Genomic DNA, 9,881 nt, shown 5'->3' with positions numbered 1-9,881 from the left:
CTAAAGTGCTTGCCAGGTTAGTTATCTGAAAAACTATATATCAATAAATTCAGCGAATTACGACCCCAAAAAACTAAAATCAGACTCTTTACAGGTTCACCATTTTTATTTCACAAAAAAATAGCCATACCGAAAGTACGATATGGCTATCAATAATAACACAAACCAAATGATTATCAAGAGTTGATATATCAGAAATTTTTTTTCAACTTAACCATCGTTGTGGGAATATGAAAGATGCCTTAATCTTGCAGTAAAAGCAATTTTGTTTATTTACCGTGAAAATGACTTTCATTTTTCGGCATCCTTCATATGACCTCAGAAGTACTTTACATTTTTTTAGATGAACTTCCCGCAAAACGGGAATAGTGTAATGGAAAGTGTAAAGAGGGAAATGAAGCATGCCCATTTTTCTATTAGGGGGTGATTGATACGTAATCAATCATGCCTGTTTACTGGTACTCATTTTCGCAACTACTGTTCTTTCAAGGTTTGATTGTCGGGTAGAAAATGCCTTGAACCTTTGCAAAGCCTTAAAAGTCACCCGACAGTGTATACTTGAAGAAGCACTACTGACCTTCATCATCTTTCACGACAATTATATCTTTGTTGATTTCAAAAATTTTATCACCAATACCTTTGACATTTACAATCTCTTCAGGGGTTTTAAACTCACCATGGGCTTCACGATAGTCCACTATTGCCTGGGCATATTTTGGTCCAACCCTGGTAAGTCCTTCACTAAGCTCCTCTGCTGTAGCCTTATTAATATTGATTTTTTTATCTGAGGCAGATACTGGCAACACAAATGAAAAAATTAACACAATAGAAAAAAAACACGCTATCCATTTTTTAATCTTCATGACATTTATCCTTAATTAAAAGTTATCAAGCAAGTAATATTTAGGGCCAACGGAAATTGCTGCGATGCAATTACTGCAAGGGTTTAAAGGGCATCCAAAAGGAACTTAACTTTGTATAATTCGAATATGAAATATATGTCAAGAAAAACATTAGAATATGTTATGTTTTTTTGCTAACAATAATAGTCTTTGTACCATGATACAAAATGGGTGAGACCATCCTTGATGGAAGTCTCTGGTCTGAAACCGGTTTTAAGGGTCAAGGCATCTATATCAGCATAAGTTACCGGTACGTCTCCTGCCTGCATTGGCAAAAAATTTTTTACAGCTTTTTTTTCAAGAATCTCCTCAAGAGTTTCAATAAAAACATCCAGTTCCACAGGAGTATTGTTTCCGATATTATAAAGGGCATAAGGGGAGGGTTCAAATGCGGATTCGACAGATCCAGATGGGGAAGGCGGCAATTCTGTTAGTTTTATTATAGCCTTTATTATATCGTCAATATAGGTAAAATCCCGCTTCATATGGCCATAGTTGTAAACATCAATGGGTTTTCCCTCGCAAATTGCCTTTGTAAATTTGAAATATGCCATATCAGGGCGACCCCAAGGCCCATATACTGTAAAAAATCTTAACCCTGTAACAGGCAACCGGTAAAGATGACTGTAGGAGTATGCCAGAAGTTCATTGGATTTTTTGGTTGCAGCATATAGTGATACAGGATGATCAACATTATCATCAATGGAAAAGGGAATTTTTTTATTTGCCCCATAGACGGAGCTGCTGGAAGCATAAATAAGATGGGAAATGGTAGAATGTCTGCATCCTTCAAGAATATTTGCAAAACCCGTAATATTTGCATCAATATAGATATCAGGATTATCAATACTGTAACGCACGCCTGCCTGGGCTGCAAGATTGATAACCACATCAAAACGGTTATCGAAAAACAATTTTTTAATTGCTTTGCGGTCAGCAATATCAATTTGGTGAAAAATAAAATTCTGATGTCTGTTCAGAAGGTCAAGACGTGATTTTTTAAGATTTACATCATAGTATTCATTCAGATTGTCAATCCCTGTAACCATGCTGCCATTTTGCACAAGAGCCTTGCTTAAAAAAAAACCAATAAAACCTGCTGCTCCGGTTACCAGAAAATTCATATATCACTCTCTTTTTTTGATGGTCTCGTAAAAAGCAAGATTTCAGCATTTTTTGAGTTGTAACATGCTGAAATTATTAATAGCGAGTTTGCTATTTCGGACTTTTTACAGGTTCATCTTTTTTAATTTGGAGGATAAACAGACCCAGAAAAATAATGGGCAGAGTAATGTGGAAGTATTGTCATCATCTCCTTTAAAATATCCTCATGCTCATACTTTAAAGCAAGGGATTCAAGTCTGTCAAGGTGGCCGTTCAAACGTTTAAGATTACATTTTGTAGCATCCAGTACCATAATTTTGTCATGGGTTGTCCTCTTGAGTTTTTCTTTGTCTGTATAAAGCTCTTCAAAAAGCTTTTCACCTGGTCTCAGGCCAATAATTTCTATTTTAATATCAACATCAGGCTCAAGCCCATGAAGTCTAATCATATCTCTGGCCATATCCATTATCTTTACAGGTGTCCCCATATCAAGTATAAAAATCTCACCGCCCTCCCCCATCAAACCTGCCTGCAAAATCAACTGACACGACTCAGGAATAGTCATAAAAAAGCGAGTGACATCCTTGTGCGTCACAGTAACAGGGCCTCCTTCACGGATCTGGCGTTTAAAAAGAGGAACAACACTGCCGGCACTGCCTGCCACATTGCCGAAACGAACCGTAATGAACCTTGTTTTTGCATCTTCATGTACGTTCTGACTCTGTACATACATCTCTGCAATCCGCTTGGAAGCCCCCATGACACTTGTGGGATAAACAGCCTTGTCTGTTGAGACAAAAACAAAACGTTCTACGCCAAATTTTTTTGCTGCATTAACAACTTTTACCGTCCCCATAATGTTATTCTGAACAGCTTTCCATGGATGATTTTCCAGCATAGGGACATGTTTGTATGCAGCAGCATGAAAAAATGCAGCAGGACGATATACTGCAAGAATCTTTTCCATATGTTTCTGATCCTGCACATCAGCAAGAAAGGAAATCACGGTAACATCTTTAAAATACCTGTTCAACTCATACTCAATCTCGTAAAGAGCAGTTTCAGCCCGTTCATAGAGAATCAGAACCAGAGGTTTAAAACGGCATATCTGACGACAAAGCTCAGCACCGATGGAGCCACCAGCACCTGTCACCATGACAGTTTCTCCACTAATATAGGAACCGATTCCCTCCTGATCCAGATCAATAGCCTTTCTGCCCAGAAGATCACGAAAAGAAATTTCCCTAATGGCACTTAGTGCAACATTCCCGTTTATAAGCTCGCCCATATTTGGAATGGTTTTAAATCTCAATCTGCTCTTTTCACATATATCAATTATTCTTCTCATCTGTCGAGCATCGGCTGATGGTATGGCAATCAAAACCTCATGGGCATCAACCATCTCTGCTGTTTTTTCTAGGTTTTCAATGGTATTTAAAACAGTTGCTCCATGAATTTTTTTTCCAAGCTTAGCTGGGTTGTCATCCAGAAACCCTGCAACATGGTAGCGGACAGAGGGATTATTGCGGATCTCCCTGAAAATCTGATCTCCACAGTTACCTGCCCCAATAATAAGAAGGTTTTTCACACCTTTTCTTTTACGCAAAAATAGTTTTTCTTTAAAATAATTGAGGGATATCTGCCTTAAAGTGCTTGAACCATTGGCTGTCTGCTCAAAATAAAATCTTACAAAAAGGCGGAATCCTGAAACAAAAAATATTGTAAATGCCCAGTCAATTACAAAAACAGATCGGGAAAACCCTTCAAAATTGTATTTATAAATAATCAGCGCCGTGAGAACAAGGGTTGAAACAGTGGATGCTTTAACAATATTTACCAGATCAGGGATACTGGTATAACGCCACATGCCACGATAGAGGTCAGAAAAGTAAAATACAGGCAACTTTACCAGGAGCATAAGAGGCACAAGTATATTAAACCCACCCATCATGTAGTCAGGAACTACAAAATCAAATTTAACAAAATAGGCGGCAAAGAGAGCGCAGGTAATTAATACAACATCTGCAAGCACAATAAGGTAAAAATTTTTATGTAAAAAAGTTCGCATATCCCGACTCGTCACTCTATAACGTGCATGGCGGATTCCCGCCACAATCGAAAAAATGAAAATCTTCATAAAAACAGTCCGTTACATAGACTTCCAGCACCCCCATGATAGCCAGAGCATCTCAAACAAGGATAAAAGTCCTTTAAAAACAAGTTATTATGAAGACTTTCCAATAAACCCCCATGTTTGCTGACGCATCACAACGATGCATGAACGTCATGATATGTCAGTATGTTATGGAGATTTTCTAATAAAAAAAGGGATTTTTTTCCCCTGCCTTACTGCAAAGGAAAAAAACGCAAAAAGCACAAAAAACAAAAACAGCACCATAATTAGAAGCAATGTATCAGAAAATGAGTAGAATATTAGCATGGTGATTCCATAAACCGCCTGCACCATAGCATAGAAAATAGTCACCTTCAAGTGTGAAATTCCCATTTCATTCACAAGAAGCTGATAAAGATGCTTTCGATGTGCATGCAGAATATTATCTCCGGAATAAAGCCTTACGGCCATGGTTGTAATTTCATCACAGTAAAAAGGAAACAGAAAAGAGATATAGACCAGAAACTCATTAATTGAAAATGAGTTCACAAGTACCACAGATGCAAATAAAAAGCCCAGAAAAAGACTTCCAACATCTCCCATAAATACCCTGGCCGAAGGAAAATTCATGGGAAGAAATCCCATACATGCTCCTGCGGCAACAAGAGAAATGAAAGTAAAAGGGTCAATGGATGAGTAGAAGACATTAAATAGTGCTGACAGCAAAAAACAGATAACGCCGGAAAGAGCGGCAATCCCGTTAATACCATCCATGAAGTTATAAAAATTTGCAGTTGCAGCAATAAACATAGTCCAGAAAAACAGGAAGATAATATATAAAAATAAAAAAAGAGGGAAAAAAGATATATTTGAAATAAAAAAAGGTATATGGCAATTTAAAAAACTACAATAAATGCGGTGCAAAGGTGAAAAAAAAGCCGAGTCAACTGAGAAAAATGAGCAAAATCAGAAATGATTCCAATGAGAGCAACTATAACCAAAGCAGCCTGAATGGAAAGTGGCAAAGCAAGATATGCACAAGCTAGTATCACAGAAACAACAATACCAACTCCGCCGCCTTTTGGAGTAGGAATATTGTGAGAGCTTCTCTGGTTTGGAATATCCATGAAGTGAACTGAAAGCAAGGTTTTAGCAAAAACAAATGCCCCAAGAAAACCCACAAAAAGCCCCCATGAAAAAAAACCAATGGATGACAGCAAAATATCCTCTATATAAACACTCAAAATCGACATTTTATTGCTTTTTCCGAAGTTATTGCAGTTGTCTGAACCAGGATAACCAGGATGGATAGGATGCTCAGGATAGATAATCCTGCCTTATCCTGTTAATCTTGGGAATCCTGATTCAGACAGTGTTGGCAAGGCTTACAAGATCATAAGGTGTCGATTTTGAGTAAGGAATTGATTTTTAATAACTTGCCCATTCATATCACCTCCAGCCACCTCTTACAGGCTTACGATGGGGAGCTTGGGTAAGTTAATTAAACCCAATTACAAACACCTTGAATCATAAGTTTTTTAACGCCTGACTCCAACCGCTTTGCAAATCATAAACAGGCATGAACCCAAGCTCTTTTTGAATCTTTGCCCCGCTTACTGCACAATTTTCCATCAGCTTGTCCAGCAAAGATGCAATATAGCTGATAAAGGCACAAGGTCTTTCAGGCAAACAGCCACACCGTTGCATGCGCTCCATAATATCAGCAACGAACCTTAAAGGTGCTTCCGGTAGTTTAACAAGCAAGATATCTTTTGAAAAAGCATCAGATATGGCAAGTACAATATCTTCAAGACAATGAATCCTGCCGTCAGTAAGATTATATATCTTGCCGGCAGCCTCGGGATGAAGAGCAGCAAGCATGGCTCCTCTTACCACATCCTGTTCATGTATCAATGTCCTTACAGCCCCTGCCGATACGCATCTCTCTTCTGATCTTCTGTGCAATAACGGCCTGCATCCCTCCTGAGCCCGACCTTGAACATCAGGGATCACAAAAACACCTTTGCGGACAAATTTGACAAGGCGCTCATAATTTCCTGTCATCCTTGTTCCATATACAGACGCGACTCTAAGTGTGGTGACAAATGCTTTTTTACCACAAAGCATATTAAAATGAGATACCACTTTTTCGGCCAAAGCCTTGCTTTCTGCATAAGGTGTGACAGGATTAAGAGCTGACTCTTCCATCAGCAAGTCTCCGTATTTGCCAGGGCCATATACTGATATGGTGCTGAAAAAAACAACCCTTTTTACCCCTGCATGAAACGATGCTTTCAGGACATTCCATGTTCCTGTCACATTAACATCATAATATCTGTCGTACATTGATCGGGGTGGGGCAACCACATGGAGCAGTGCTGCAAGATGAAAGACATAATCCACCCCTGCAACAGCATCAGAAAGAGATTTGTAGTCTGCTATATCTCCACAAACTACCTTCACCCTGGGGAGAGCTGCTAAACTGTAAAGATTAAAAGGGTTATAAGACTCTGAATTGTGATAAGACTCTGAATTGTGAATGGTATCAGAACGCACAAGCAGCCGAACCTCATAGTTATGTTGCAGAAGCTCTCTGACCAGCAAAGGGCCAATCTTGCCGGTGGCTCCGGTCACAAGTGCAGATGGCATCAAAATAACCTCACGCCCCATTTATAATAATATTTAAAAGCACTCATCCCAAAGACAATTGTCCATTTTATACTTTTATGAGATGCCCGTTCCCATCTATGTATTATTTTTACATCAGGACAGTACATTGCCCTTGATTTCTGCCTGACCCTTCTGCAAAGATCAACATCTTCAAAATACATGAAAAAACGTTCATCAAAGCCCCCTGCCTCCCTTATAAGGGAAGTTCTTGCAAACATGAAAGATCCAGATACAAAAGGAACATCAACAACCCTATCATATCCGGCATCCCTCATTTCATATGCATCCAGTCTTTTTCTGAAAGGCCCACGCAACCTGACCGGCAGAAAACGTCTTACAAGCAGATCAAAAACCGCAGGTTCTCTCTTGTTTAAAAATTGGCAGGTTCCATCCTCATTACATATCATGCAGGTTGCCATGCCAGCCTCCGGATGATCAGCCATGAATGCTGTCAATTTATGAAAAATTTTTTCCGGCACAACCATGTCCGGATTCATCAGAACAATGAATTGTCCTCTGGCTTTTTCAATATTTTGATTCTGATTGGCTCCATAGCCACGTCTTTTTCGGTTCAGGGTCACCACAGCGTCAGGACAGACAGATTTAATAAATGAAAGAGTTCCATCAGTTGAGCAGTTATCCACAACAAGGATTTCATTTTTAAAGTCTTTAAGAGCTGAAAGCAGTGACGGCAAAAGCCTTTCAAGATCTTTTCTATTATTATGAGAAACAAGTGCAACTGAAATCAATTTCTCACTTCCTTAATACGAAAATCTATTCAACAGATAGATTTCCAGAAAATGATTTTGCTTTTTCATATATTAGAAATGCCAACCGATTTATCTGGAATACTATAGATGATTCAATGTGTTTGAATCTCTCAATGATTTCATACCCCATTTGACATGATGAAAAATGCTGTTCTGCTGCCAAAGCACCAGAAATCTCCGGCAAAGATCAGGGGAAAGGGTCTCCTTATCAATTTTCTCTCTGAATCCCTGAAACAGAGCAGATAGATACCAACGAAACTCTCCCGATTGGACTGCACGCATAAAACCGAAACAGACCCGAGAAAAAATATAATAAAGGACTTCAGGAAAAGGTGCATACTTCCTCAAGAGCCAAATTGTATTTCGTGTGGGATAAAACACCTGTCGCCAATGTGCTCGGCCAGTTGGTGAATTACGATGCACAACCCTGCATCTGGGCTCATACTTTATGTGGTAACCAAGCCTTGCAATTTTTATGGCCACATCTATCTCATTCTGATACAAAAAAAAATTACCGGGGAACCATCCGATCTTTTGAAAAAGCTCCCTGCGCACAGCAAAACCGCACCCTACAAAGGCAACTGATTCACCCTCCTGTCCGGTTGGATGGAGATGCCATGTCTTCTGATCATTAACTCCATTTTCAGACTCAATATGGCAGGCTATTACTCCTGTATTTTTATCTTTATTGAATCCTTCAATCAAAAGATCCAGAGTCTTTCCATCAAGTGGATGGGAATCATCATCAAGAACAAATATATAATCTCCTGAAGCTTTTTCAAAAGCTTTGTTCAAGGCTCCTATACCAAGATTATCAGGCAACAGCATTATTTTTATCAAGTCTCTGTGACGGTTTAAAAAAACGGCTGTTCCATCTGAGGAGCCATTATCAACAGCAATTATTTCAATATCTTCTCTGGTTCCACATAAACTATTTAGAACAGACAGTGTCCGTACAGTATCTTTAAGTCTGTTGTAATTTAGAAAAACAATACTCAAACGTATATTAGATGCGTTAATCTCTTTAAGCATATGAATATACAGACTCCATCAGGATGATTTCAACATTTATGTGATGCCAAAAATATTTATTTTCATTAGAAAGTCTCCATAACACATTGATATATATAGACTTTCACACTTAGTTGTGGCAGATGAGCCTGCCTTGGCCGTTATGTCAAATGATAAATACTTGATGTCTATCTATCCCATCAATGCATCAAAGGCAAGCATCATATCATAAATATTGACAAAAGCTTTATTGGTACTGTATTTTGTTCGCTTACTTATAAACGTACATGGCGGATAGCCGCCACAATCGAAGAGATGAAAGTCGTTTTAAAACCAGGCTGTTACCGAGACTTTCATATAAAGGATGCATGAAACTTAGTGCTGACAATGCACTGTGGATAATAAAACAATATGTTACCTCAAAATTCAATTAATATAAAAAAACTCAAAAAATCTCAATATCAGGATGCAGGTTTAGCTCTTGTGCTGATATTGCTCTTGACAGCCTTTTTTCTGACATCGAATAAAATATTACTTTCAGCTACTATTCTTTTAATCCTCTCCATGACTATACCTGTCATATTCAAGCCATTTGCAATAATCTGGTTTGGACTGTCCCATTTCCTTGGAGAGCTGTCATCAAAGGTTATTTTGACCGCTCTTTTTTTTCAATCATTTTGCCTGTTGGTCTCATTCGCAGAAAAATATTCAGAGCGGATCCCCTTCTTATTAAAGAGTGGAAAAAAAATAACAGATCCGCATTTAAAACAATTAACTATAGTTATCAAAAATCAGACATCATTCATCCATACTGATATTCTTTCTGACTATGAATGCGGTCTATGGAGTTATATATTATGGACTTTATTAAGGATTTATGGGGTTTTATGAGGGTTAGAAAAAAATTCTGGCTTCTGCCCATTGTTTTAAGCCTGCTTTTTTTTGGAACTCTGATTTTCATGACAAGCGGTACAGCAATTGCTCCTTTTATTTATACTTTATTCTGATTTATAATAATCTTCACCTTTTTTGTTTAACTTATAGTTCTGATATAATTGTGTTTTAACTTTCTAAAGCATACAATACTCAAAATCGACATCCTATGTAATAGGGTCTAATTAACTTACCCGAACTCCCCCTCTACATTCATGGAGAGGGGGATGAGGTTAATGGTTAAGCTATTTAGACTCTGTTCCTAATGTTTTTTTAGGTAGTTATGGCATTTGTCTGAATCAGGATAACAAGGATGAAAGGATGTTCTGGATATATAATCTGGCCTATCGTGTTAATCTTGGGCATCCTGATTCAGAC

The 9,881-nt window shown here is 38.2% G+C and carries 9 protein-coding genes; 1 reads left to right on the top strand and 8 read right to left on the bottom strand.

What is annotated here, in order from left to right; all coding sequences use genetic code 11:
• Window positions 1–569: 569 nt before the first annotated feature.
• The 8 genes from MTBBW1_RS22025 to MTBBW1_RS21990 all read right to left on the bottom strand — a co-directional run bounded on the left by MTBBW1_RS22025 (window position 570) and on the right by MTBBW1_RS21990 (window position 8,591).
• Window positions 570–863 carry a ComEA family DNA-binding protein gene (locus tag MTBBW1_RS22025; protein WP_080807281.1) on the bottom strand — a complete coding sequence of 98 codons (294 nt, stop codon included), beginning with the start codon at window positions 861–863 and terminating at the stop codon, window positions 570–572.
• A gap of 173 nt (window positions 864–1,036) precedes the next feature.
• Complete coding sequence (locus tag MTBBW1_RS22020; RefSeq protein WP_080807278.1) at window positions 1,037–2,026, bottom strand: NAD-dependent epimerase/dehydratase family protein; 990 nt, start codon at window positions 2,024–2,026, stop codon at window positions 1,037–1,039.
• Window positions 2,027–2,148: 122 nt separating this feature from the next.
• On the bottom strand, window positions 2,149–4,143 hold the full coding sequence (locus MTBBW1_RS22015) for a polysaccharide biosynthesis protein (RefSeq protein ID WP_245809513.1): 1,995 nt from the start codon (window positions 4,141–4,143) through the stop codon (window positions 2,149–2,151).
• 165 nt (window positions 4,144–4,308) lie between these two features.
• A complete protein-coding gene (locus MTBBW1_RS22010) occupies window positions 4,309–5,043 on the bottom strand; it encodes an MraY family glycosyltransferase (RefSeq protein WP_080807272.1) in 735 nt (244 codons plus the stop codon).
• A complete protein-coding gene (locus MTBBW1_RS22005) occupies window positions 5,016–5,372 on the bottom strand; it encodes an MraY family glycosyltransferase (protein ID WP_139786866.1) in 357 nt (118 codons plus the stop codon). The genes MTBBW1_RS22010 and MTBBW1_RS22005 overlap by 28 nt, the downstream gene beginning before the upstream one ends.
• A 274-nt stretch (window positions 5,373–5,646) precedes the next feature.
• The gene (locus MTBBW1_RS22000) at window positions 5,647–6,768 is read right to left on the bottom strand and encodes an NAD-dependent epimerase/dehydratase family protein (RefSeq protein ID WP_186441638.1); all 1,122 of its coding nucleotides are present in this window, start codon (window positions 6,766–6,768) and stop codon (window positions 5,647–5,649) included.
• The gene (locus MTBBW1_RS21995) at window positions 6,768–7,538 is read right to left on the bottom strand and encodes a glycosyltransferase family 2 protein (RefSeq protein ID WP_080807261.1); all 771 of its coding nucleotides are present in this window, start codon (window positions 7,536–7,538) and stop codon (window positions 6,768–6,770) included. Before MTBBW1_RS21995 ends, MTBBW1_RS22000 begins: the two co-directional genes overlap by 1 nt.
• Before the next feature lie 102 nt (window positions 7,539–7,640).
• The gene (locus MTBBW1_RS21990) at window positions 7,641–8,591 is read right to left on the bottom strand and encodes a glycosyltransferase family 2 protein (RefSeq protein ID WP_080807258.1); all 951 of its coding nucleotides are present in this window, start codon (window positions 8,589–8,591) and stop codon (window positions 7,641–7,643) included.
• Window positions 8,592–9,427: 836 nt separating this feature from the next.
• Here MTBBW1_RS21990 and MTBBW1_RS28660 point away from each other — a divergent pair.
• Complete coding sequence (locus MTBBW1_RS28660; protein WP_186441639.1) at window positions 9,428–9,577, top strand: DUF5989 family protein; 150 nt, start codon at window positions 9,428–9,430, stop codon at window positions 9,575–9,577.
• Window positions 9,578–9,881 lie beyond the last annotated feature (304 nt).

Origin of the sequence: Desulfamplus magnetovallimortis, from assembly GCF_900170035.1 — a bacterium.
GTDB lineage: Bacteria > Desulfobacterota > Desulfobacteria > Desulfobacterales > Desulfobacteraceae > Desulfamplus > Desulfamplus magnetovallimortis.
This window is presented reverse-complemented; position numbering and strand designations above follow the sequence as displayed.

Excerpts from the sequence above, each read along its gene's own strand:
- MTBBW1_RS22025 (WP_080807281.1), bottom strand. The coding sequence starts at position 863 with ATGAAGATTAAAAAATGGATAGCGTGTTTTTTTTCTATTGTGTTAATT.
- MTBBW1_RS22020 (WP_080807278.1), bottom strand. The coding sequence starts at position 2,026 with ATGAATTTTCTGGTAACCGGAGCAGCAGGTTTTATTGGTTTTTTTTTA.
- MTBBW1_RS22015 (WP_245809513.1), bottom strand. The coding sequence starts at position 4,143 with ATGAAGATTTTCATTTTTTCGATTGTGGCGGGAATCCGCCATGCACGT.
- MTBBW1_RS22005 (WP_139786866.1), bottom strand. The coding sequence starts at position 5,372 with ATGTCGATTTTGAGTGTTTATATAGAGGATATTTTGCTGTCATCCATT.
- MTBBW1_RS22000 (WP_186441638.1), bottom strand. The coding sequence starts at position 6,768 with ATGCCATCTGCACTTGTGACCGGAGCCACCGGCAAGATTGGCCCTTTG.
- MTBBW1_RS21990 (WP_080807258.1), bottom strand. The coding sequence starts at position 8,591 with ATGCTTAAAGAGATTAACGCATCTAATATACGTTTGAGTATTGTTTTT.
- MTBBW1_RS28660 (WP_186441639.1), top strand. The coding sequence starts at position 9,428 with ATGGACTTTATTAAGGATTTATGGGGTTTTATGAGGGTTAGAAAAAAA.